This is a genomic window from Mesobacillus jeotgali (genome assembly GCF_002874535.1).
GTDB lineage: Bacteria > Bacillota > Bacilli > Bacillales > Cytobacillaceae > Mesobacillus > Mesobacillus jeotgali.
Window position 1 is genome coordinate 3158664 of the sequence record NZ_CP025025.1, and the last position, 25658, is coordinate 3184321.

The 25658-nt window shown below is 44.0% G+C and carries 18 protein-coding genes, 1 other RNA gene and 1 other annotated feature; of the genes, 2 read left to right on the plus strand and 17 right to left on the minus strand.

All coding sequences use genetic code 11. From position 1 onward, the window contains the following. Positions 1–42: 42 nt before the first annotated feature. From recD2 to cymR, 5 genes are all read right to left on the minus strand, one after another. Positions 43–2496 carry an SF1B family DNA helicase RecD2 gene (gene recD2, locus CD004_RS16110; protein ID WP_170029995.1) on the minus strand — a complete coding sequence of 818 codons (2454 nt, stop codon included), beginning with the start codon at positions 2494–2496 and terminating at the stop codon, positions 43–45. Between the two features lie 77 nt (positions 2497–2573). Beyond that, positions 2574–3236, minus strand: coding sequence for a tetratricopeptide repeat protein (locus tag CD004_RS16115; RefSeq protein ID WP_102263690.1), 663 nt, complete (start codon positions 3234–3236; stop codon positions 2574–2576). Between the two features lie 167 nt (positions 3237–3403). Continuing rightward, positions 3404–4519, minus strand: coding sequence for a tRNA 2-thiouridine(34) synthase MnmA (gene mnmA, locus CD004_RS16120; protein ID WP_102263691.1), 1116 nt, complete (start codon positions 4517–4519; stop codon positions 3404–3406). A gap of 43 nt (positions 4520–4562) precedes the next feature. Then, positions 4563–5717 carry a cysteine desulfurase family protein gene (locus tag CD004_RS16125; protein ID WP_102263692.1) on the minus strand — a complete coding sequence of 385 codons (1155 nt, stop codon included), beginning with the start codon at positions 5715–5717 and terminating at the stop codon, positions 4563–4565. A 360-nt stretch (positions 5718–6077) separates the two neighbouring features. Further along, the gene (gene cymR, locus CD004_RS16130) at positions 6078–6500 is read right to left on the minus strand and encodes a cysteine metabolism transcriptional regulator CymR (protein WP_041967745.1); all 423 of its coding nucleotides are present in this window, start codon (positions 6498–6500) and stop codon (positions 6078–6080) included. 215 nt (positions 6501–6715) lie between these two features. Here cymR and CD004_RS16135 point away from each other — a divergent pair, with 215 nt between their 5' ends. Continuing rightward, positions 6716–7990 (plus strand): replication-associated recombination protein A, encoded by a 1275-nt coding sequence (locus CD004_RS16135; RefSeq protein ID WP_102263693.1) that lies wholly within the window; start codon positions 6716–6718, stop codon positions 7988–7990. Positions 7991–8025: 35 nt separating this feature from the next. On the opposite strand, the gene CD004_RS16140 is transcribed toward CD004_RS16135, so the two are convergent. From CD004_RS16140 to CD004_RS24125, 5 genes are all read right to left on the minus strand, one after another. Further along, positions 8026–8787 carry a tRNA threonylcarbamoyladenosine dehydratase gene (locus tag CD004_RS16140; protein ID WP_102263694.1) on the minus strand — a complete coding sequence of 254 codons (762 nt, stop codon included), beginning with the start codon at positions 8785–8787 and terminating at the stop codon, positions 8026–8028. Between the two features lie 370 nt (positions 8788–9157). Continuing rightward, positions 9158–9345: non-coding RNA, 6S RNA (gene ssrS, locus CD004_RS16145), on the minus strand. A 62-nt stretch (positions 9346–9407) separates the two neighbouring features. Beyond that, positions 9408–11183 (minus strand): aspartate--tRNA ligase, encoded by a 1776-nt coding sequence (gene aspS, locus CD004_RS16150; protein ID WP_102263695.1) that lies wholly within the window; start codon positions 11181–11183, stop codon positions 9408–9410. 13 nt (positions 11184–11196) lie between these two features. Next, positions 11197–12474 (minus strand): histidine--tRNA ligase, encoded by a 1278-nt coding sequence (gene hisS, locus CD004_RS16155; RefSeq protein ID WP_233434879.1) that lies wholly within the window; start codon positions 12472–12474, stop codon positions 11197–11199. 312 nt (positions 12475–12786) lie between these two features. Then, positions 12787–13024 (minus strand) — a binding site (T-box leader). Positions 13025–13085: 61 nt separating this feature from the next. Then, positions 13086–13262, minus strand: coding sequence for a hypothetical protein (locus tag CD004_RS24125; RefSeq protein ID WP_023627182.1), 177 nt, complete (start codon positions 13260–13262; stop codon positions 13086–13088). Between the two features lie 191 nt (positions 13263–13453). Here CD004_RS24125 and CD004_RS16165 point away from each other — a divergent pair, with 191 nt between their 5' ends. Further along, a complete protein-coding gene (locus CD004_RS16165; RefSeq protein ID WP_170029997.1) occupies positions 13454–15232 on the plus strand; it encodes an N-acetylmuramoyl-L-alanine amidase family protein in 1779 nt (592 codons plus the stop codon). A gap of 349 nt (positions 15233–15581) precedes the next feature. Here the strand turns inward: CD004_RS16165 and dtd are convergent, their stop codons facing one another. The 7 genes from dtd to secDF all read right to left on the minus strand — a co-directional run bounded on the left by dtd (position 15582) and on the right by secDF (position 25456). Continuing rightward, positions 15582–16022 (minus strand): D-aminoacyl-tRNA deacylase, encoded by a 441-nt coding sequence (dtd, locus tag CD004_RS16170; RefSeq protein WP_102263697.1) that lies wholly within the window; start codon positions 16020–16022, stop codon positions 15582–15584. A 45-nt stretch (positions 16023–16067) separates the two neighbouring features. Further along, positions 16068–18260: a RelA/SpoT family protein gene (locus tag CD004_RS16175; RefSeq protein ID WP_102263698.1), complete on the minus strand. Its 2193-nt coding sequence runs from the start codon at positions 18258–18260 to the stop codon at positions 16068–16070. 465 nt (positions 18261–18725) lie between these two features. Beyond that, positions 18726–19238, minus strand: a complete 513-nt coding sequence (locus tag CD004_RS16180) for an adenine phosphoribosyltransferase (protein WP_102263699.1) — start codon at positions 19236–19238, stop codon at positions 18726–18728. Further along, positions 19229–21595, minus strand: coding sequence for a single-stranded-DNA-specific exonuclease RecJ (gene recJ / locus CD004_RS16185; RefSeq protein WP_102263700.1), 2367 nt, complete (start codon positions 21593–21595; stop codon positions 19229–19231). The genes CD004_RS16180 and recJ overlap by 10 nt, the downstream gene beginning before the upstream one ends. A 162-nt stretch (positions 21596–21757) precedes the next feature. Further along, entirely contained in the window at positions 21758–22075 is a 318-nt protein-coding gene (locus CD004_RS16190; RefSeq protein ID WP_102263701.1) for a LapA family protein, read from the minus strand. Positions 22076–22094: 19 nt separating this feature from the next. Further along, on the minus strand, positions 22095–23018 hold the full coding sequence (locus tag CD004_RS16195; protein WP_102263702.1) for a cation diffusion facilitator family transporter: 924 nt from the start codon (positions 23016–23018) through the stop codon (positions 22095–22097). A 167-nt stretch (positions 23019–23185) separates the two neighbouring features. After that, positions 23186–25456 (minus strand): protein translocase subunit SecDF, encoded by a 2271-nt coding sequence (gene secDF, locus CD004_RS16200; RefSeq protein WP_102263703.1) that lies wholly within the window; start codon positions 25454–25456, stop codon positions 23186–23188. Between the last annotated feature and the right edge of the window lie 202 nt (positions 25457–25658).

Genomic DNA, 25658 nt, shown 5'->3' on the forward strand with positions numbered 1-25658 from the left:
TTTCCATGGAAAATAAAAAGAATCCGCAATAACTGCAGATTCTTAAGCCTCATTTTCCTCCATAAAATCATAAGGAGTCAGATTGTCCATTCCGATCATCGGATCAGCATTTTTAATGATTTCAAGATAATCCATTTTTTCATCTTTGCCGGTACTTTCTTGAGTTTGGTGTTTATTTTCCGACTGATTCTTTGTACTCGTTTCATCCTGCAATTCGGGCAGTAAATGAACAAGCTTCTTTACAAGTGTTGTATTCCTTTCGGTATCTTCACCGCGTTCGATCCCCATTTTCAGTGCTTCTTCTTCGCCAACAAGTATCAGGAATTGCTTGCTCCTGGTGATTGCTGTATAAATCAGATTCCTGCGCAGCATTCTGAAGTAGCTTTTTACCACTGGAAGGACGACAATCGGAAATTCACTGCCCTGGGATTTATGCACGGAACAGCAATAAGCGTGGGTGATTTGCGAAAGATCCGGCCTATTATAGGTTACCTCTATGCCGTCGAAGGAAACGATCAGCTGATCTTGCTTTTCCGTGTTTTCCTTTGCGTAAAATATCGCGACAACCTCACCCATGTCACCATTGAACACATTGGCTTCCGGCTGATTGACTAGCTGGAGGACTTTATCCCCGATACGATATTTCACATCGCCAAACCCAAGCTCTTTCCTCGTTCCATCAGAATTAGGATTGAAGAGATCCTGCAGCAGCTCGTTCAATCGGTCAATGCCGGCTGGACCACGGTACATCGGTGCCAGAACCTGGATGTTCCTCGGGGAATACCCTTTTTTCTTTGCATTGGCGACAACCTTTTCGACTACCTGAGGAATCTGGCTTGTCGTACATTTTATAAAAGAACGGTCAGGCTGTTGGGCTGAAATATCTTCCGGCAGATAGCCTTTTTTGATTTGGTGGGCAAGTTCGATTATTGACGAACCTTCAGCCTGCCTGTATATATCCGTCAGTCTCACAGTTGGGACCCTGCCAGAATCCAATAGATCCTTCAGTACCTGGCCAGGACCTACTGAAGGGAGCTGGTCTTCATCTCCCACAACGATCACTTGAATATTATCTGGCAGAGATTTGAATAATTGATGGGCGAGCCATATATCAACCATTGAGGTTTCATCGATAATCAATATCTTTCCCTCAAGCGGCTGGTCTTCATTATGATCAAAACCTTCTGCGCCATTCCAGCGCAAAAGCCTATGGATTGTCACGGCAGGCAACCCGGTTGACTCAGTCATCCTCTTTGCCGCACGACCAGTCGGCGCCGCAAGCAAGAACGGATAAGGTTCTTCTTTTTTGTAATCTTTCGGGTCCAGAGAACAGCCATGCAGCTCTGCATATAGCTCAACGATTCCTTTAATGACCGTCGTTTTACCTGTGCCGGGCCCACCTGTCAGAATCATCATCGGTGACATAAGCGCTGTCTGGATCGCTTCTTTCTGGCTTGGGCCATATTGGACACCCAGGCGCTCTTCGAGATTTCCGAGAGCAAGGAGAAACTCAGATTCTGGAAATTGATTTTCGTATTCTGTCTGCTCAAGAATCCTTTTAATGTTCACAACGAGGCCTTTTTCCGAATAATAAAGGGATGGCAAATAGATTCTCTGTTCTTCGGCAACCAGCTTTCCTTCTTCTCCCAGCTTGATGATTTCATTCGAGATATCAGTAAATTCAATTTCAATATGCTGATTGTCTTCAAGCAGCTTTTTCACATCGACGAGGAGCTCTTCCGCATTCATGAAAACATGCCCACCCTGGATGCTTGAATTCTCAAGTGTATAGAGACAGGCAGCCTTGATCCGGTCCGGATGGTTACCTGTAAGCCCCAACTGGCTGCCCAGTTCATCCGCCCTTCCGAAACCGATGCCTTCGATATCCTCCACAAGCTTGTAAGGATTGTTCTGAATTACGTCAATCGCCTGTTCCTTATATACTTGATAAATTTTCATCGACAGCTGAGGGCCAAAACCATATTCATTCAATGCGACCATTACTTGTTCGAGGCCCTGATGTTCCATTAATGTGTCATAAAGTTCCTTTGCTTTTTCTGGCGCCAGCTTCGGAATCTGGTCAAGGACAGACGGGTTCTCGATAATCCTCGTAATGGCTTTTTCACCCAGTGTATCAACAATTTTCTCTGCTGTTTTCTTCCCGATTCCTTTGAAAAGATCGCCGGAAAGGTAGCTGATAATCCCTTGCTTTGACTGCGGCAGGTCTTTACGGAAATGAGTCGCATGGAATTGTGCACCGAACTTAGGGTGTTCTTTTACCTCACCAAAGAAAATATAAGTCTCCTGCTCATGAATCCGGGGGAAATACCCTGTAATGACTGCTTCCTTATCTTCGTACTGCTCATTTGTTTCCTCAACCCTGATCCTCAGGACTGTGTATAGATTCTGTTCATTATGAAAAATAGTAACAAGATGCTTCCCTTTCATGAACTTGCCTTGTTCTGAAAACAAATCAAGCGAGTCCTGTTTGTTCAACGTACTTCCCCCTTTCCGCCGATCCAATTTGATTAAGGCTGTATTCGCATTGAGCAACAAACATTACGAAAAGAGCTTTAATTAATAATGTCTTGTCCCTCAATCAATTTCTTGCCGTGGCCTGCAAGCAAGTGGTCTGGCTGGATTTCCAATGCACGATTGAACATCTCGAGTGCCTTTTCACCATTTTCTTTGTAGCCATAAGCTACACCAAGATTATAGAGGGCGTCTGCGTGCTGTGGGTCCATCGATATTGCCAGATCAAACGCATTAATCGCTTCGTCGATAAAACCTTCCCTTGCAAGACAAAGTCCATATTGGAAATGGGCTTCGCCATCATTTTCGAGAAGCTCTGTACTGCGCTGTAAGTATGGCAGAGCAAGCTTGTTGCTGCCCATATGCACGAGGGTCATACCCAGCATGAAAAAATTGTCTCCATTGTCCAGCCCTTTTTTCATGGCCAGCTCAAACATTTTTCTGGCATCCTCGAAATTTTGGTTATCATAATACACGCTGCCTTTGCTGTAATAGGCTGCTGTGGCATTTTCATCAAGACTGATCGCTTTATCGTAAAAGTTCATTGCTCTTTCGGTATCACCCACTGCTGTGAGGACGTTTCCAAAATTTATGTATGCAACCGGGTCTCCTGGCTGAGCATCAATCGCTTCCGTGAATGCCTTGGCAGCCTCTTCCCATTTGCCTTCTTTCATATACTGAATTCCTGTCTGATTTTTATCCATTTCTAACACTCCATTCTCCATGAAAGTATACCATAATACGGGATGATTTAGACTCTTTTCGCGGTAACACCTGAACTCTAGATTTCTATATTCCGCAGAAAAAAAACATAAGAGCCTAAGCCAAAACAATCCCCGGCGAAGCTGGCCCGCCGGGGATTTTATCAGGATTAACCGACATATGTCAGTTTGTCTCCATTCTTGAAAATTTCATCAATTGTACCTCCGCCAAGACATTCTTCCCCATCGTAGAAAACGACAGCCTGTCCAGGAGTCACGGCACGTATTGATTCTTTGAACAGGACTCTCGCAGTCCCATCATCCTGCAGCTCGACCGTTACAGCATTATCAGGCTGGCGGTAGCGGAATTTTGCTGTACATTCGAACGTCTTCGGCTTCTCCTTGTCAGATACAAAACTGACATTAACTGCCGTGATGCTGTCTGAATAAAGCAGTTCGTTGTGGAAGCCTTGTTCAACAAGCAAGACATTGCGCACAAGGTCTTTCCCGACAACAAACCAAGGTTCACCTGAACCACCAATGCCAAGGCCCTGGCGCTGGCCGATCGTATAATACATCAGACCGTCATGCTTTCCTTTTACCTCGCCGTTCATCGTCTCCATATTTCCCGGCTGGGCAGGAAGGTAATTTCCAAGGAACTCTTTGAAATTCCTTTCACCTATGAAGCAGATGCCGGTGCTGTCTTTTTTAGTTGCTGTGGCAAGATTCGCTTCTTTTGCAAGTTCCCTGACACGGGATTTTTCCAGATTTCCGATTGGGAACAACACTTTTTCTATCTGGTCCTGACTCAATTGGTTCAAGAAATAAGTCTGGTCCTTATTTTCATCCAGCCCACGAAGCATTTTGCGTTCCCCGTCGCGATCTTCCACTCGTGCATAATGACCTGTCGCCAGGTAATCTGCGCCCAGGTTCATTGCATGCTCAAGGAATGCTTTGAATTTAATTTCCTTGTTGCACATGACATCCGGGTTAGGAGTCCTGCCTGCTTTATATTCATCAAGGAAATAAGTGAAAACCTTATCCCAATATTGTTTCTCAAAATTAACCGCATAATATGGAATGCCGATCTGGTTGCAGACGCGGATCACATCCTCGTAATCCTCGGTAGCCGTGCAGACTCCGTTTTCATCCGTGTCGTCCCAGTTTTTCATGAAGATGCCGATCACATCATATCCCTGCTCCTTCAAAATGAGCGCAGCTACTGATGAATCAACACCACCGGACATTCCTACCACCACTCTTGTATCCTTAGGTGATTTTTCCATTATGCTTCACCTCTTTTCTCTTCCTATAAAACTTATTCTTCCCTTAAACCTGGCTATTTTTCGCAAGCCTGCGGACAATTTTCGCCGTGTCCTCTGCTGCTTTTTCAATCTGTTCTCTTGTATTGTGCAAACCGAAGCTGAATCGGATAGAATTTGTCAGCTTATCATCTTCTTTTCCGAACATCGCTACAAGAACATGCGATGGATCGATTGAACCCGCAGTACACGCTGAACCGCTTGAAGCAGCTATACCAGATAGGTCAAGATTGACAAGCATCGCTTCGACATTCGTGCCCGGAAAGCTTAAGTTTAAAATATGAGGGAGTGATTTATCAAGCAATCCGTTCAGCTGGAAAGAAATTCCGCTTATTTGAAGTTTATCGATGAACAAATTCCTTAAATCATTATAGAAGCTTCGTTTTGTTTCCAGCTCCTGTTGGGATAGCTGAACTGCTTTGCGAAACCCGGCGATCGCTGCGACATTCTCTGTGCCGGCACGGCGTTTTCTTTCTTGTTCACCGCCGAAAAGCTGACGCGCCAGCTTGATTCCATCACGGATAAAAAGAAAACCTATCCCCTTGGGGCCATTGATTTTATGGGCTGAAACAGAAAGCAAATCGATCTTGAGTTCATCGACATCCAGTTTTTCAATTCCATATGCCTGGACTGCATCCGTATGGAAAACAGCTTGATGGCCAGATAATTTTTCACCAATCTCTTGTATTGGTTGGATTGTGCCTATCTCGTTGTTTCCGTACATTATTGTTACAAGGATCGTATCATCACGTAATGCCTCTTCGAATGATTCCATAGATATCTGGCCATGTTCATCCACCGGCAGATATGTGACCTCAAACCCTCGTCTCTCCAATTCCTCACAGCTGTGCAGGACAGCATGGTGTTCAATCTGAGTCGTGATGATATGCTGCCCCTTGGTGCGATTATTTTCGGCATAACCGATAATTGCCAGATTATCTGCTTCTGTGCCGCCGCTTGTAAAAATGATGTTGTTTCCCTTCGTTCCTATGCTCTTTGCCAGTACATCGCGAGTATTATCGAGGATTTTCCTAGCCTCACGACCGAAATGATGGATGCTTGAAGGGTTGCCGAATTCCGCTTCCATTACTTTGACCATTTCAGCGAGGACTTCCGGATGCATTGGTGTAGTTGCTGCATGGTCCAAATAGATTCTTTCCAAAGTCTTACCCTCTCTTCAGAAGATTTTTTGAATTGGCTCTGTAAAATTTGGCTGTTGATTTCCGTTCCAGGCGCTTCGCTTTCCGCGGGAAGTCGGAGAGCCTCCTCGGCGCTTTAAGCGCCTGCGGGGTCTCCCCATGACTTTCTCATCCCGCAGGACATTGATTGAGCTTCCTCGAACCTGCCCACGCACGATGGAAATGCGTTAGCATTTTCGGAGGAGTCTTCGCGCCTTACACTACAATCAACAGGGTTTATAAACCTCGATGGGCTATAACAGAGCCACTAACTTTCATAAATTATGCTGCTTATTCACCCGAAAAAATCTGAATCAGAACAAGCAGCATTCGATACTATTGCTTTATATATAAAACATATAAGCGTCAGATTCGCCAAAGTTGTCTGAATGATTGGCGAGGTCTTCGATTGTCGTATTATCGAGTACGTCTTTGACCGCGTCCCTGATTCGTGTCCAGAGCTCACGCTTGGCTGGTTCCTCGTCCTCTATCCCTTCAACAATGCTGATTGGGCCTTCCAGGACTCGGATGATGTCCCCGGCCGAGATGGTTGACGGTTCAGAACTGAGAATGTAGCCGCCATAAGCTCCCCTGATACTTTTCACCAGGCCGGCGTTCCTTAGCGGCGCAACCAATTGCTCCAGGTAATGCTCTGATAAATCATTTGTTTGCGCAATGGATTTTAGAGATATTGGGCCCTCTCCATATTTTTTGGCCAGCTCGATCATGATTGTCAGTCCATAGCGCCCTTTCGTTGATATTTTCATAATGCACCTCTATTCAAATTTTTCTTAAAGGTTAGTTATTTTTTCAGATATATTCATAATGCCCCATATGGCATTCTCTCACTATAAATACTACCAAAAATCCTCAGTCAATAGGTAGGCTTTTGCAATTATAGCACAAATTGCGTGGACCATGCGCAAGTCCCTCGTTCGTGTTATTGTATATATACGAAATATGCGTTATTGGAGCGATGAGCATGAATCTTAAACCTCTTGCTTTCAGAATGCGGCCGCGAACGATTGAGGAAGTGATTGGCCAGTCGCATCTTGTAGCTGAAGGAAAAATTATCAATCGAATGGTCAAAGCAAGGCAATTGTCTTCGATGATTCTTTATGGACCGCCTGGAATCGGAAAAACCTCCATTGCCAGCGCTATTGCAGGAAGCACGAATTTTGCGTTCAGGACTCTGAACGCTGTTACCAATAATAAAAAAGATATGGAAGTAGTCGCCGCTGAAGCGAAAATGTCAGGGAAGGTCATCCTGCTTCTCGATGAGGTTCACCGCCTTGATAAAGCGAAGCAGGACTTCCTGCTTCCTTACCTCGAAAATGGGATGATTGTCTTGATTGGAGCGACCACAAGTAATCCATATCACGCTATTAATCCCGCAATCAGATCAAGGTGCCAGATTTTCGAACTGAAGCCGCTTGAACCAGATGATGTAAAAGCCGCTTTAAGAAGAGCGATTTCGGATGAAGAACGAGGCCTGGGAAACTTAAATATTGATATTACAGAGGAAGCACTCACCCATATCGCTACCGCTTCCGGCGGAGATGTAAGAAGCTCATTAAACGCACTTGAACTCGCAGTACTATCCACCGAACCCGATAGCGATGGGATTATCCATATTGATGAGTCTGCAGCCGAGGAGTGCATGCAGAAAAAAAGTCTCTCACATGACAAAGACGGAGATGCTCATTACGATGTTCTCTCGGGTTTCCAGAAGTCGATCAGGGGCAGCGATGTGAATGCCGCCCTGCACTATCTGGGCAGATTGATAGAAGCAGGCGACCTGGTCAGCATCAACCGAAGGCTCCTTGTCATTGCCTATGAAGATATTGGACTGGCAAGCCCGCAGGCAGGACAACGGACGCTTGCTGCAATTGAGGCAGCTGAGCGGGTTGGCTTTCCGGAAGCAAGGATTCCGCTGGCAAATGCAGTAATTGAACTATGTCTGTCCCCGAAGTCCAATTCTGCTTATGTTGCGCTTGATTCCGCACTGGCAGACATTCGTTCCGGTATCAGCGGCGAAGTTCCTGACCATCTAAAGGATGCCCATTATAAAGGTGCGAAAGACCTGGGAAGAGGAGTTGATTATTTATATCCGCATGATTATGAAGGCGGGTGGGTCAAACAACAGTACCTCCCAGACAGAATTAAGAATAAAGTATATTACAAGCCAAAGAAGACTGGAAAATTCGAACAGGCAATTGCAGCGATCTATGAAAAGATTACAGGGCAAAAAAAATAAGCGGCAGGACCACGTTTGTGGTCCTTGCCGCTTTTTTAGCTATTTACACGTTCTATTTCAATGTCTTTTAACAATTCCCTGACAACATAGCTTGCCATAATGAGCCCAGCCACTGACGGAACAAACGCATTTGAAGATGGCGGCATTTTCGCCTTCCGGATTTCGGCATTATCATTGCCCACCTCTTTACGAACATCTTCACGGATCACAATCGGGCTTTCATCCGAAAAAACAACCGGAATCCCTTTCTTGATACCTTCCTTGCGTAAACGGGTACGAATGACTTTAGCAAGCGGATCAGTATGCGTCTTGAAAATGTCAGCAATCTGGAACCTCGTCGGATCCATTTTATTTGCTGCACCCATACTTGAGATCATTGGGATGTCACGCTTAATGGACTCCTTGATCAGATGGATTTTATAAGAGATTGTATCGGATGCATCAACAATAAAATCTAGATCATAGCCGAAAATCTCTTCATATGTTTCTTCTGTATAGAACATTTTCAACGCAATGACTTCACATTCAGGATTAATATCCATAATCCTGTCACGCATTACTTCTACCTTCTGCTTGCCGACTGTCGAAAGAAGAGCAATAAGCTGGCGGTTAACGTTGGTGATATCGACATCATCCTTGTCAATCAGAATCAGCTTGCCAACACCCGATCTAGCCAAAGCTTCTGCCGCAAACGAACCGACCCCGCCAATTCCTAAAACAGCGACAGTACTATTTTTCATTATATCAAGGCCTTCCTTGCCGATGGCCAATTCATTACGAGAAAATTGATGAAGCATTTAAACTCACTCCAAATATAAGATTGATGTTACTATCTATACCCGCTTTTGAATATAACATACCCGGCATTAATTTCAAGTATTTTTATAGGAATTAAAGTGTATATTAGTTTGGATTGGGTGATTACTAGATGAATTGTATAATTACTGGTTGGTCTGAGGTGGAAATCCTGAAATGTATCCGTTAGAAGGGTTCATCGGACAAACGGGAGGCGGAAATCACAAAATGTGTCCATTAGAGGCTCTCTATCGGACAAACAGAGGACAGTAATTACAAAAACTGTCCGTTGGGGAGAATACATTTCACCTTTTGTACTTAAAGGCAGCAAAAAAACCATGCATCCGCATGGTTTTTGTTTACGTATGTAGGAAGAGTCCCAATCGTGCCGTCGTGTTGGTTGCCTTCGTCTTGAACCCGCTCTCAGCAGGTGGGTGCCCTGTTCCGGGTTTCTGTAAGTCCTCTAGCCAGAGGCATTTACGCGGCCCGAAAACGCGAACTCCCGAAGGATAGATGTTAGGTCAAAACTTCAGGTTAAACAACGAACACATCAGGACTCTTCATCTGTTGTTATTATATTATCATATGCTTGAATGAACTTCAAGGATATGGACGCTGGATATTACTGGTCCTTTTTAACATTTAGTGCTAAATGCAATTCATCCAGCTGTGCTCCGCTTACCTCTCCAGGAGCATCTGTCAAAAGGTCGCTTGCGCTCGCTGTTTTCGGGAAAGCAATCGTATCGCGAAGATTTGATCGGCCAGCTAATAGCATCACCATTCTGTCAAGGCCAAGCGCTATTCCCCCATGTGGAGGGGTTCCATATTCAAATGCTTCTAGCAGGAATCCAAACTGCTCGACTGCCTGTTCCTTTGTGAAGCCAAGAACAGAGAACATTTTTTCCTGTATATCTCTTTCAAAAATCCTTAAGGATCCGCCACCTAGCTCGTAGCCGTTGAGGACAAGGTCATATGCCTGTGCCTTGACACTTGCTGGATCGCTCTCGAGTTTAGGCAGGTCTTCGCGGGCTGGCATCGTGAATGGATGGTGTGCCGCGAAATAACGGTCTGCTTCCTCGTCAAATTCCAATAGTGGCCAGTCTGTGATCCAAAGGAAATTGAATTTGCTCTGGTCAATCAAGCCTAGCTCTTTTCCAAGCTTCAAGCGCAAGGCTCCAAGTGCATCCGCTACAACAGACTTTTTATCTGCTACGAAAAGCAGAAGGTCGCCGGCTGAAACTTCTAAGTTCGCCTGAAGCGCTGCCTGTTCTTCTTCTCCAAAGAACTTTGAGATCGGGCCTTTCAAGCCGTCCTCTTCAGCCTTCAGCCATGCAAGACCTTTGGCACCGTAAACAGAAACAAATTCAGTCAATCCATCAATATCCTTACGTGAATAGTTAGCTGCGGCACCCTTTACATTTATAGCTTTCACCTGGCCGCCGTTTGCTACTGCAGAAGCAAATACCTTGAAACCAGAATCCTTAACCGTTTCAGAAAGATCGACAAGTTCCATGCCAAAACGAGTATCAGGCTTATCAGAACCGAAGCGGCTCATTGCCTCTTCATAGCTCATGCGAGGGAATGGCTCTGTCACATCCAGGCCTTTTACATCCTTCATAACCTTGTGCATCATTTTTTCAGTCAAACCCATGATCTCTTCCTGACTCATGAAGCTTGTTTCAATATCGATTTGCGTGAATTCCGGCTGTCTGTCAGCTCGAAGGTCTTCATCGCGGAAGCAGCGGGCAATCTGATAATAGCGTTCAAAGCCGCCAACCATCATCAGCTGTTTAAAAATCTGCGGCGACTGAGGAAGAGCGTAGAATTCACCAGGATGAACACGGCTTGGCACAAGATAGTCACGTGCTCCCTCAGGTGTGCTCTTTGTTAATATCGGTGTTTCAACATCAAGGAAACCTTCTCCATCTAGGAAGTCACGAATCGCTTTTGTTACCTGATGTCTCATTTTGAATGTTTCGAACATGACCGGACGGCGCAGGTCAAGATAACGATATTTCAAACGAACATCTTCTGATACATCTGTTTTATCAGCGATCACGAAAGGTGTCGTCTTCGCTTCATTGATGATTGTCAGCTCTTCAGCCTGGACTTCAATTTTTCCAGTTTTAAGATTTCCATTAATACTTCCTTCACTGCGTGCAATGACTGTCCCTTTTACATCAAGTACGTATTCCGTACGGACTTTTTCTGCGAGCGAAAGCGCTTCTTGTGAAACATCAGGATTGAAAACAATCTGGACAAGGCCTGTCCTGTCCCGCAAGTCAATAAAAATCAGGCCACCCAGGTCACGACGTTTCTGAACCCAGCCTTTCAGCGTTACCTTTTCACCAATTGCCTCTTCCGTTACTTCACCGCAAAAATATGATCTCCCAAACATCGAAACTCCCCCTCTACTTACAAATATCCTTGAATTTTTCAACAAAACTCTCAAGCGGCAATTCAGTTTGTTCCCCGTCCGCCATTGATTTCAGGTTGATTTTATTCGCTTTTAATTCATCCTCACCAAGTACTGCCACATATCTTGCATTCATCCTGTCAGCAGCCTTGAATTGGGCTTTGATTTTACGATCCTGATAGTCTCTTTCCGCAGAGAATCCGGCCATTCTCAGATTGTGGAGCAAGCCTACTGTATAATCCTTGGCCTCATCCCCCAAGGAAACGAGGTAGCAATCAATTCCTTCATTTATCGCAAGCTCAACACCCTCTGCTTCCAATGCTGCAAGCAATCTTTCAATGCTTAACGCAAATCCGATACCAGGTGTTTCTGGTCCGCCGATTTCTTCGACAAGGCCATTGTACCTGCCGCCTCCGCAAAGTGTGGTGATTGCTCCAAAGCCTTCAGCATCACTCATGATTTCAAAGGCTGTGTGGTTATAATAATCCAGACCGCGCACCAGATTGGCGTCAACTTCGAATTCAATTCCCAGATCAGTCAAATACTTCGTCACTTTACTAAAATATTGAGCAGAATCATCTGTCAGGTATTCGATAATCGATGGTGCGGACTTCATCAATTCGTGGTCACGGTCTGCTTTGCAATCCAGGATACGCATTGGATTTTTTTCAAGACGGTTCTGGCAATCGCTGCAGAATTCCCCGATCCGAGGTTTGAAATGATTCACAAGAGCTTCTCTGTGTGCCGTACGGCTCTCTTTATCTCCAAGACTGTTCACGACAAGCTTGAGTTTTTTTAGTCCAAGTTCCTTATAAAGGGACATGGCAAGGGAGATCACTTCGGCATCAATCGCCGGGTCTGCACTGCCCATTGCCTCAACACCAAATTGTACAAACTGGCGGAAACGACCTGCCTGCGGACGTTCGTAGCGGAACATCGGTCCCATGTAGTAAAGCTTCACTGGCTGATTAGGACTTCCGAACATCTTATTTTCGACAAATGAGCGAACAGCCGCTGCTGTACCTTCAGGACGGAGCGTCAGGCTGCGGTCACCCCTGTCAGTGAATGTGTACATTTCCTTTTGGACGATATCCGTTGTATCACCAACACTACGTTTAAATAGATCTGTATGTTCGAAAATCGGAGTTCTTAATTCCCGATATTGATATCTTTCACAAAGTTCTCTCGCCTTCGCTTCAATGAGCTGCCATTTTTCTGTCTGGCCTGGCAAAATGTCCTGTGTTCCCCGAGGGATATTAATTTGATTAGCCACAGTGCATCCTCCTCCATTCAATTCAAATCATTTCATATTTTTATACTTATAATTTGTGTTGGAACATCGCGAATCTAGAAACATTCCTATGAAAAACTAGCCTTATGTAAGAAAAGCGCAAGCGCCTTGGGCAGCCCCGACAAGCGCTGGAGGACCGAACGTTGAAGTCGTTCTTTGACTTCATTGGGCGGACCGAAGCGACTCGAGGGGCTAGGCGTTGGAGCTAGACACTAATCTAAGTGCAAAAAATTTATACTTTCTTATTCAGTAAAAAAAAGAATACAAAAAAGCCCCCAATCCCTTGCTATAATAACAAGGGACGAGAGCTTTGAATTCCCGTGGTGCCACCCTAATTGAAGCGCATGAATGCACTTCCTCTTTAACAGTTAACGCCTGATTACGTCTTCTCCTAATAATGGGACAGCCCTTGTTCAGAGAAAATCCTACGGAGTGTTCATTCACCAGGTCATCGTGCGGAAATGCTTTCAGCCAGGGCATTTCCTCTCTTTTCACGTGTTTCATGGTTACTGTGCTCCATCAACGGTATGTTTTCGATATAACATTTTATTTATATTATAATACGGAGTACAAATGGCAATGTCAAGCACTATTCAAGAACGTTCAATCTGTTTTTTCAGTTTTCTTACATCACGGAGAGACAGCCCAAATTCCGAAGCTAATTCTACAGTGTTAGTGCTTTGTTCCTTTTGGATAAAATCGTGAAAATCCACTCCGAATAATTGATTCTCCCCGAACGAAGCAGATCTTCCTTTATCACTGAACCGCATGGTATCACCTTCCATAGTTTATTGCTTACTATTCTTCCCAGTCCTCATGATAATTTTTCATGAATTTACGATATTCTTTTTACACTTGAATTTTTCTAATTCCATACCGATATAAGAGAAAAGTCCTCGTGATTTTACCGGAAAAATCCGGTAATATATTTTTATAGAGAATGTGAGAGGGAGGGAGAGCATTGCCCAGAAATAAAATGGTTCCGATCATCCTTTGCTTTATGCTGATTTTAGGGAGCCTTCCAGCTTTAGAATCAGCTCGGGCGGATAATGGGAGTGTCTCGATAACTGCAACAAGTTTGAATGTAAGGACTGGGCCGGGACTAAGTTACCCTGTATCAGGATCTGTTAAAAAAGGAGAAAAGTTTTCAATCGTCAAGGAAGAAGGCGATTGGATCCAAATCAGCCTTGGAGGCAGCAAAAAAGGATGGGTAGCACAATGGTTTACTTCCAAGGAAGCTGCCAAGACAGCTGCTTCACCTGCTTCACCTGCTGTTTCTCAAAACACCAAAGCCTCAGGCAGCATAACAGTCAATGGCTTGAGGGTAAGAAAAGGACCGGGCACCAACCACCAGGTCATAGGGTCTTTTAACAGTGGACAGGCTGTCGAGATTCTTGGCTTCAGTGGAAATTGGGCAGAAGTACGAACTAATAACATAAGAGGCTGGGTTTCAAAAGAATACATATCTGTAAAAGAAACCAAGGCTGCTGAAGCTCCCCCAGCCAGTGCCAAAACAAGCGGAACGGTCACCGCTACTTCCTTGAATGTCAGGGAAAAGCCTTCATTGAACTCTGGAAAAATCGGGCAATTAACTTATGGAGCTGCAGTTACAGTCCATTCCCAGTCAAATGGCTGGGCGGAGATTACTTTCGCAGGGAAAAGTGCCTGGGTAAGCGCTGAGTATCTTAAAATCAGCGGAAAACCAGTGGCTGGCAGCGGAAAGGTTCCAACGCCTGTCGATCAATTCACAGGAACGGTAACTGCTTCACAGCTGAACGTTCGTGACAAAAACTCTCTGGATGGAAGCGTCATAGGTTCAGTATCAAAGGGACAAAGCTTCAAAATCCTTGATGAACAAAACAATTGGGTCAAGATTGAATACAAGCCTGGAAAAACAGGCTGGGCAGCAGGGTGGTTTTTCGATAAAAAGAAAAATGGACCAGTCGCTGCTCCTAGCGAGTCTGTGAAAAACAGCAGAGTCTCCATGCTTCATAATGGTACAAACATACGTAAAGGGCCGAGCACCAGCACAGCAGTCATTTTCCGTGCCAATCAGGGTGACAGCTTTGAAATTATCAGCGTGGAAAAAGATTGGTATAAGATTGCGCTGCCAAATGGAACAACTGGGTTTGTAGCTGGCTGGATTGTTTCTGTACAGGGAACTGCACCGCAAATTGAGAGACCGGGAGCGGAAAAGCACACAAAAAATAAAACGATCGTCATTGACCCTGGACACGGTGGAAGGGATAACGGGACAACTGGTGTAAGAGGAACCTTGGAAAAAACGCTTACCTTGAAAACAGCTCAGCTTTTATATGACAAACTAAGAGCTGCCGGCACGAACGTCATCCTGACCAGGAACAATGATCATTACATTTCACTTGGTTCAAGAGTCAGCAGCTCCAACTACCATAATGCTGATGCTTTTATCAGCATTCATTACGACAGCATTAACGATAGGACTGTCAGGGGCATGACGACTTACTACTATAATTCAAAGCAAAAGCCATTGGGTGAACAAATCCACTCCTCGGTCATAAGCAAAACAATGTTGAAGGATCGTGGCACACGCTTTGGCGATTATCACGTCATCAGGGAAAACAAACAAGCAGCCGTCCTACTTGAGCTTGGTTATTTGAGCAATCCTGCAGAAGAGATGCTTGTAAATACTCCTCAATATCAAGAATCGGTAGCTAATGGGATCTTTGAAGGACTTGCTCGCTATTTTAAAAATGATTAAGCAGACGATTAATAAATTTGAAGATTCCTGACTGAAGACAGCGCACCTGTCTTCAGTCTTTTTCCTTGAAAATGTACCCTTATGGCTTCGAAGACTGACTCCTACGGGTGTCTTTCTTCATGAAATGCACTCATATGGCTTAGCAAACTATCTCATACGGGTGTCTTTCTTCGCGGAAGGTACCCCTACGTTCCCGCAGACTGGTTTTTAAGAGGGGGCTTTCTTCACAATCATTTATTATGTCATTGAATTCCACTTTATAAGGGGATTTATAGACACAACAAGTCCCTATATACTAAAAAGAAGGTATCCCACATAAACAGTGGAGATACCTTCTTTACCTTTCGGCTTATTTACTATCGATAATCAATGTAACCGGACCGTCATTTGTCAATTGAACATCCATCATGGCGCCGAATACACCAGTTTCAACCTTGATCCCTTTTTCAGCAAGGAAGGTGTTGAATGCTTCATAGACAGTTTCTGCATGGTCTGGCTTCGCTGCGTCCATAAAGTTCGGGCGCCGCCCCTTGCGGCAGTCACCATACAGGGTAAACTGCGAAACAGAAAGAATCTCTCCTTCTACATCGAGAAGTGACAAATTCATCTTTCCTGCTTCATCCTCAAATACCCTGAGATTAGCAGCCTTTTCGGCAAGAAAGGCAGCATCTTTTTCTGTATCATCATGGGTAACGCCCACAAGGATGACAAACCCCTTATTAATGGAGCCTGTTATCTCTCCATCGACTGTTACTTTTGCTTCTTTGCTTCTCTGTATCACTAAACGCATCGCGAATCTCCTTACACTTCGGTCTCCACAATTTGTTAAGATTGCTTAACTCATTACCCTTCTGACAGCATAGATATCTGGGATTTGCTTGATCCGGTCCACGACTTTTTGAAGGTGGCTGACATTATGGATGGCGATTGACATGTTGATAGTCGCCATTTTATTTTTGTCAGATTTCCCGGATACTGCGGTAATGTTAGTCTTCGTTTCATTTACGGCCTGCAGTACTTCGTTCAGCAATCCCCTGCGGTCATAGCCACTGATTTCAATATCAACATTATATTCCTTGCGATCATTCAAGGCGGTTTCCCATTCTACTGGAATCAGCCTTGCCTGTGCATCCTCTGTATGGATGTTCGTGCAATCAGACCGGTGAACGGATACTCCGCGGCCTTTTGTGATAAAACCAACAATATCGTCTCCGGGTACAGGGTTGCAGCAACGGGATAGCCTGATCAGCAAATTATCGATACCAGACACCCGGACGCCAGACTCACGTTTCTTGGCAGGAGTAAATGACTTGAGCTCGGAAACAGCATTTGAAATGTCTTTTTCCTGTTCCATGTCACGCTGCTTGCGCAGTTTTTCTGTCAGTCTGTTCGCCACCTGCAACGCAGTTATACCGTTATAGCCGATTGAAGCAAACAGATCTTCATCATTGGTGAAATTATACTTCTCCGAAACCTTTTTCAGGTTTTCAGATGTCAAAATTTCTTTCACATCAAAATCCATATTGCGGATTTCTTTTTCCAGAAGTTCACGGCCCTTTTCAACATTTTCGTCCTTCTGCTGTTTCTTGAAGAATTGGCGAATCTTGTTTTTGGCCTGCGAGGTCTGAGCAAGCTTCAACCAATCCTTGCTCGGTCCATAAGAGTGTTTTGAAGTAAGGATCTCTATGATATCCCCTGTTTTCAACTGGTAGTCAAGAGTCACCATCTTGCCATTGACCTTGGCACCAATCGTCTTATTGCCGATCTCAGAGTGGATTCGATAAGCAAAATCGATTGGAACTGAACCTGAAGGCAATTCAATGACATCGCCTTTCGGGGTGAAAATAAATACCATATCCGAGAAAAGGTCAATTTTTAGAGATTCCATGAACTCTTCTGCATTCGCAGTGTCATTCTGGAATTCAAGGATTTCACGGAACCATGATAGCTTCGTTTCGAAATTGGAAGCGTCAGTTGGTTTGCCCTCTTTATATGCCCAGTGGGCAGCAACCCCGAATTCAGCAATTCTGTGCATTTCATCTGTCCGGATCTGGACTTCAAGCGGATCGCCTTTAGGACCGATTACTGTGGTGTGCAGTGATTGGTACATATTAGGCTTAGGCATAGCAATATAGTCCTTGAATCGGCCAGGCATCGGTTTCCAGCAAGTATGGATGATACCAAGGATTGCGTAGCAGTCTTTAATGCTATTGACGACAATCCGGACAGCCAGCAAATCATAGATTTCATTGAACTGCTTGTTTTGCAGCACCATTTTACGATAGATGCTGTATATATGCTTCGGCCTTCCGGAAATTTCAGCCTTGATCGAAACTTCATTCAGCCTTTCTTTCACTTCTTCAATGACTTCTTCAAGATATTGTTCGCGTTCCGCTCTTTTCTTTTTCATCAGGTTGACGATACGGTAGTATTGCTGTGGATTCAGATAGCGCAAAGCTGTATCTTCAAGTTCCCATTTGATTTTGGAAATACCAAGCCTGTGAGCCAGCGGCGCGAAAATTTCAAGCGTTTCATTCGAAATCCTGCGCTGTTTTTCACTCGGCAAATGCTTCAAGGTCCTCATGTTATGAAGGCGGTCAGCCAGCTTGATCAAAATGACACGGATATCCTGCGCCATTGCAACAAACATCTTCCGGTGATTTTCGGCCTGTTGCTCTTCATGCGACTTGTACTTTATTTTGCCAAGCTTCGTGACACCATCAACAAGCATTGCCACTTCGTCATTGAAGGCCTCACTAATATCATCAAGAGTCACATCCGTATCCTCGACAACATCATGAAGAAAACCAGCTGCAACCGTAGCCGGGTCCATCTCAAGGTCAGCCAGAATCCCTGCTACCTGGATTGGATGGATGATGTACGGTTCCCCGGATTTCCTGAATTGATCATGATGAGCCTGTCTGGCGAACTCATATGCCTTTTTTACCAATTCAATATGTTCATCATTCAAATATGATTTTGTACAGTCAATGACTTGTTCTGCGGTCATTACCTGGTCATTCGCCATAGGATCACCTAATTTAAATTTCTTATATTAACCCGCATTTTCTCTCCAGCGGGAACCAATGAAAGAGTCGACGTAAATACGAATAGCGCAAGCGCCTTGTCCAGCCCCGACAAGCGCTGGAGGGCCGACCATTGAAGTCGTTCTTTGACTTCATTGGGCGGACCGAAGCGACTCGAGGGGCTAGGCGTTGTAGCTGGACAATTATCAAAGTAAATTTTACATTTTATTCTAAAACAATATCCCTTATATACAATAATTATTCTTATAAAGGATTGTTACTATTATCAAAGAAAAAATCAAAGATGTAAAGAGAAAGGAAGAGATTTTACAACAGAATTTAAAAAAATTGTCGAAAGATATTTTATTTCATTAAAATATAGGATTATTTTTGCAAACCTGGATACCTTTGAATGAATTTTTCTGATTATAAGAAAAGGGCACTTCACTATGAAGCGCCCGGTCAATTTAATATTGCATCAAGGTTAAAATATCATAGCCATCCAGCTTTTTGCGGCCATCTAGATACGTAAGTTCAATCAGGAAGGCGATACCTGCCACGACTCCTCCTAGTTCTTCAACCAGCTTGATCGTTGCTTCGATCGTTCCGCCAGTTGCCAGCAAGTCATCGGTGATCAAGACTCTTTGTCCTGGCTTGATCGCGTCTTTATGGATTGTTAAAACGTCACTGCCATATTCAAGTCCGTAATTGACCTTGATTGTTTCGCGCGGAAGTTTTCCTTCCTTCCTGACAGGAGCGAATCCTACACCATGGGCATAGGCAACCGGACAACCGATGATGAAGCCGCGTGCTTCAGGACCGACTACAAGGTCGATTTGCTTTTCACGGGCATAAACCACGATTTGGTCTGTTGCATATCTATATGCCTCACCATTGTCCATTAAGGTTGTGATGTCCTTGAACTTAATGCCAGGCTTTGGCCAATCGGGAACGATTGTTACGAATTGTTTCAAATCCATTGAATAATTGCCTCCTCATTTTCCACCGACTCTTGAATGAATTGGTCAAACCAGTTCTTTAATTGCTCATACGAAGAGTAGAGCAATTCATTTTCAAGAGTGAATGCTTGCACCTTGTGCTGATATGTTTTGGATTCAGATAAATCCCTTTTCGGGACATTTTCTTCTAGTGAAATAAACCCATTGTTTATTTTAACAAAATCTAGTTCAAAAAACACCTGCGACATGAAATCTATTGTTTCTTTTGTCCAACCTCTATGCTTGGCCAATTCATCTCCATACCTTTTAAAATCAAATGGACCTTTCTTTGCGAGGAAAGCGTAAAACCATTTGAAATGCTCCCTGGTTGGCATAGTCGTGAAGAAATCGCTGTTTTCTTTGTAAAAATGGACATAAATCCTTCCGGGATTTTTCCCGGCAAATAATTTCTCCAGTATATCTTTGGAAGACGGCAGATCCAACAGCACGACATTGGATTGGTCTAACTCGATTTGCTCAGCTACCTCATCTGTTGATACTAGTTCCAATGAGTCTCCGATAATAGGAGAAAACTTATTTTTTAAATCGGAGTTAAAGAGAATCCACTTAATATTACTTCCTGGAATCATATCTGGAAGCTTTTCCAACCTTTTAAGCCCGCGGAAATCGAATAGCTGCCAGGACTTGACTGCTACGTCCCTGAGAAAAATCTGCGGCTTCTTGATATTGTTCCATTCGTTGATTGACAGTTCGCCAATGACCGACAGCTTAGAACTCGGTGAGATATGGTCATGGAGATGTCCAAAGCCGAATCCTATTCCATCTATCACATTACCTTCCTCTTCAAGTGCCAGCTTAAGATGTGACTGATCTGCTCCTATCTTCCTCAGGGTTGAAATATTAGCTCCATCAATCAGCACTTTCGGTTTAGGATTGCTTACTCCATACGGTGAAAGCATTCCAAGTTCATTTATCGTTTCAATCGTAATCTCTTTAACATCTATTCTGGCATCGATATGGGATACAGGAATTAAATCTTCTTCTTTCAGCTGTTCTTTGGCCAGGGAATTCAACCTGGACCTTAAATCGTCAACATCGTTAAGATTCAATGTCATGCCCGCAGCCATTGGATGGCCCCCAAAATGCGGAAGGATATCTCTGCAGGTTGATAGATTCTTAAAAAGGTCGAAACCGGCGATACTGCGTGCAGAACCCTTCGCTAGTCCCTTCTCTTTATCAAAACTGAGCACAATCGTTGGCCGGTAGTATTTTTCAACGAGTTTGGAGGCTACAATACCAATGACTCCTGCGTTCCAGCCTTCCTTGCCGACGACAAGGACTGAATTTTCTTCTATTGGATAATACATTTCTACTTCAGCAACTGCTTCTTCGGCGATTTGCGAAACAATGTTCTGGCGTTCTTTATTGATTGAATCAATCTCTTCCGCAAGCATCATAGCCTCTTCCGGATCAGATGTCATCATCAATTGCACAGCAGGATCAGCGCTGCCAAGCCGGCCGGCTGCATTAACCCGAGGGCCAATCATAAAACCGATTGTTTCTTCATCAATGGCTGCCCTGTCTGTTTTAGCCAGCTTAAGCAGTGCATTCAAACCAGGTGTCTGGCTAGACTTCAGTTTCTCTATTCCCCTTAGGGCAATCAGCCTGTTCTCCCCTAGCAAAGGCACAAGGTCGGCAATTGTCCCAATAGCGGCAAACTCCAACAAATGCTCCGGGACCCTCCCAAGCAAAGCATGTGCAACCTTAAAAGCAACACCTACACCAGCTAAATCCTTGAAAGGGTATACACTGTCGTCCAGCTTTGGATGGATGATGGCGAATGCATCTGGCAGGACTGGACCCGGTTCATGGTGATCCGTTATGATCAGGTCGACACCTAAGTCTTTGGCAACAGTTGCTTCATGAAGAGCTGAAATGCCCGTATCGACAGTAATGATCAAGCCAACTCCGCTGTCTGCGGCACTGCGGAATGCTTTCTCATTAGGACCGTACCCTTCTGTAAAACGGTTCGGTATGTAATAGTCGGCGTTTGCTCCGAGTTCAGCCAGGGCTTTCATCAGGACCGTCGTACTGCTTACACCATCTGCATCATAATCACCAAATACCAAAATGGGCTCCTGCGTTTCTATTGCCTTATTGATCCGCTCTACTGCCTTATCCATATTTTTCAGCAAAAATGGGTCGTGAAATTCGCTTTTTTGCCCAAATAAAAAATACCGGGCATCTTCCACGGTATCCAGTCCGCGATTGACTAGCAGAGAAGCAGTCAGATGATTTATGTTCAGATCTTTAGCGAGTGAATCTATTATTGTCTGGTCGGATTTTTTAACAATCCACCTTGATTTTGGCTTTAACATACGTTCACCTCTCAGCTTTTTCATTATACAAAAGCGGCGAGGCTGTTTCAATGACAATGAATGCTAATAAGGGGCTTTTAATTATGAACAGCAAAGAATTAGGTGAAAACAGTGGGAAAAATAATAAATGGCAGCACAATTGTATGCTGCCATTTTTGCATATTAATGGATATCTTCTATTTCGTGCTGGGGTGCTGTTTCCTCCGGCCGAGTTTCCTTTTGGGCCAGCTGTTCTTCTAGTGAATTGTTTTTCTTCTTCAATGTCTTTACTTCCCTTTGAAGTACAAACATCCTGAATAGACCGACAGAGCCAACGATGATTCCGCCCATCAATACAGAGCCTAAGATGACCAAAATTAACGGCCATTCTGATTCCCCAAATAAATAGTTCACTGTTACTGGATCGACATTGATGACTGCAAAAACAGCAACAATCAATGCGAATGCAAGCCCCAGCAGCAATGTCCACTGAAACTTCATGCTATCTCCTCCCCTGAGACTATTGAATATCTACGCCATCTTCAGAACTTCCACTCTCACTGTATGGGTTTATATGGACCAGAACATTTTGGACATTTTTGTTTTCCATCAGTTTCTTTTTCACACTTTTTCCAATCCGGTGGCCTTGTTCTACGGTAATATGTGGATCAACAGATATCTTCAAATCAATGATAACATAGTGACCGTGCTCTCTGGCATGTAATTCATCCAAATTCTTCACTTCTGGTATTGACTGTACAACAGTCCTGAATTCTTCTGTATCCTCATCATGCAGCACATGATCAAGTGTGTTATGGATAGACTCCTTGCCAAGCTTCCATGCCATCCTGATGACCAGCAAGGCTACAAGCAGCCCGGTCACCGGGTCGGCATATTCCAGCCAGCCTATACCAAAGATGCCGCCCAGCACCGCAGCGCTGATTCCTATAAGTGCTGCTATGGAAGAATAGACATCCGACCTATGCTCATACGCATTAACGATGAGCGCATCACTTTTCAATTGCTTTCCCAATTTGTATTTGTACCTGAACATTCCCTCTTTTACGATAATTGAAACGACTACAGCTACAATCGCGATTGATTTGGGAGGTTCAATAGGATGAAAGAATGCCTCAAAGGATGATCTGCCGATTTCGACACCCACAAGCATCAATAAGACTGCAACAATGATTGCGGCAATTGATTCGGCCTTTCCATGGCCGTAAGGATGGTCTTCATCCGGCGGTGCTTTCGCTGCCTTGAGACCTATGTATACAGCTAATGATCCAACTACATCAGATGCAGAATGGACAGCATCCGCTACAAGTGCTTTACTGTTCGCATAAATGCCTACTCCCCACTTTAATCCTGCAAGTAAAATATTACCGACAACACCAACCATTGCCGCAAATTCCGCTTTCTTAAATCGAACATCTTTTTCCAATAGCAAAATCCCTCCCTGTACAGAGCTTTTACATCGTTCTTTCTTTTTCCACCATATTTAGTCTGGCGGCATTCCTTTTATTTTATCCTGAAAAATGGATTTTCTAACCAAAGACGAAAAAATACCACGGGGTTGCCCCGTGGTATTTTAGTTTTGCTTTTATGAAATTAAACTTGCGGTTCATCTGAGTAGACTTTCTTTTCCTTATAAGTCTTGATTGTGCCTTTTTTCTTAAGCTCTTTATTTTTCCATACATACCAAAGCTGTGCTGCGATGAAGATGGAAGAATAAGTACCGGCAATCAGGCCGATAAGTAGAGCGAAAGAGAAATTCCAGATGGATGAACTTCCGAATATCAACAGAGCCACAACTGTTATGACAACAGTCAGGATTGTGTTGACCGAGCGGCCAAGTGTCTGGCGAAGAGCAGAGTTAACTACATCCGCAATATCTTCCGGTGTCTTCAAGCGTTTCTTCTTCACCATATTCTCACGCATCCTGTCAAAAGTAACAATCGTATCATTGATTGAATAACCGACAATTGTCAGGACGGCCGCGATGAAGGTGATATCTACTTCAAGCCTTGTCAGACTGAATAGAACGATGATAAAGAAAGCATCATGAAGCAGTGCGATTATAGCAGCCAGCGCCATGTAAATCTCGAAACGGATCGTTACATAGATAATGATCCCAACTGAGGCAATCGCAACAGCAATCATTGCATTTTTAGCCAGCTCCTTGCCGATTGTTGGCGAAACTGTTCCTACATTCGGCTCGGCACCGAATTCTTCCTTGAAGTGAGATTTAAGCTCAGAGATCTTATCTTTGGATAGAACTGTTTTAAATCTTGCAACGCCAATTTCGCCATTATCACCTGAGATGACAATATCGTTTGTTTCCAAATCAACTTGCTTAAGTTCTTCTTTTAATTGTTCCGCTGTAAGTTTGCTGTCAGACATGACCTCTACCCTTGTCCCAGCCGCAAAATCGATTCCAAGATTCAGGCGGAACACTAGGAGTGCAATCAGTCCAATACCGATAAGTACAGCTGAGGCGGTAAAGAACTTGTTTCGGCTCTTGATGAAATCGAAACGATCGAATTTAGTTTTTAAATCCAGTGAATCTAATCCTTCAGAGATATCATGAACTTCACTAGGTTTTACGCCGAACAATCCCGGCTTGTTTTTGAACAATCCGCTGTTCACTAGCAATCCAAGGAACAAGCGTGCACCGAAGACTGCTGTGATAAAGCTTGCAAGAATACTGATGATCAGCATGGTCGCAAAGCCTTTTACAGAGCTTGTACCATACGCGAATAATACGATTGCCGCTAGCAAAGTCGTGATGTTGGCATCAAAGATAGTAGACAGGGAGCCTTTGCTGCCCGCATCGAATGCGGCTTTGATATTCCGGCCAACCTTTAATTCCTCTTTGATCCGTTCATAAGTGATGATATTCGCATCCACCGCCATGCCGACACCGAGGATCAACGCCGCGATACCTGGCAGTGTAAGTACCCCGTTCATCCAGTCAAATACAAGCAGGATGAGGTACACGTAAATAGATAAAGTGATAACAGCGACTATACCAGGGATACGGTATAGAATCAGCATGAATGCGAAAACAGCAAGAATGCCGATGATCCCAGCAAAGACTGTTTCATTAAGAGCCTGTTCACCGAACTTCGCTCCAACAGAAGTAGAATACGTTTCTTCTAGATTAACCGGCAATGATCCAGCATTAAGCAAAGAAGCAAGCTGTTGGGCTTCTTCAATTGTAAAATTACCTGTGATTTCAACATTTTTTTGATTAAGGATCTTATCAACATTTGGATTGGAAAGGAACTTAGGTTCAGGCTTCGTCCTTTCTTCCTTATAGGAATCCTTGCCTTCCTCGAAATCCAGCCAGATAATCAGCTGATTTTCTGGATACATATCACGGATTTCCTTTGTGATCTCACCGAATTGGTCTCCATCTTTAAGAGTAATCGAAATACTCGGCTTGTTTTGCTGGTCGAAGCTTTGCTTCGCTCCGTTTTCTTCCAAGTCACTTCCATCCATCATGACGCGGTCGTTCACGTCACGGAAGGTAAGATTCGCTTCGGTAGAAAGGATCTCTCGTGCTTTATTCTGGTCTTTTACGCCAGCGAGCTGAACGCGAATCCGGTCATCTCCTTCAATTTGGATATTCGGTTCGCTGACACCAAGGACGTTGACCCTTCGCTCAAGCGCTTCAGCAGTGCTCTTTAAGGTTTCACGGTCAACAGTCTCGCCTTCTTTGCCATTTAGAGGCGTGACTTCATAAAGAACCTCAAAACCACCCTGCAGGTCTAGACCAAGTTTGATATCTTTCAATATATTCTGGGTTGTTGCACCCATGGCACTTCCGATTAAAATAACCAGCAAAAAGAAGGCCACGATGCGGCTGCGTTTTACCATTATGTATAAATCCTCCTTATTCTTCGCACAAACATGCTGCCAGACAAATAAAACATAAGACTATATAAATAAACAGTAGCCAATTTATAGCATTCTAATTATGTAACAGTTTAAAAAAACTGTCAATTAAGGTTTTTCCGTTATCTCCATAAAGAAAGTCTCTCTCTAGAAAAAATCAAATTATGGATTTTATCGGTTATAT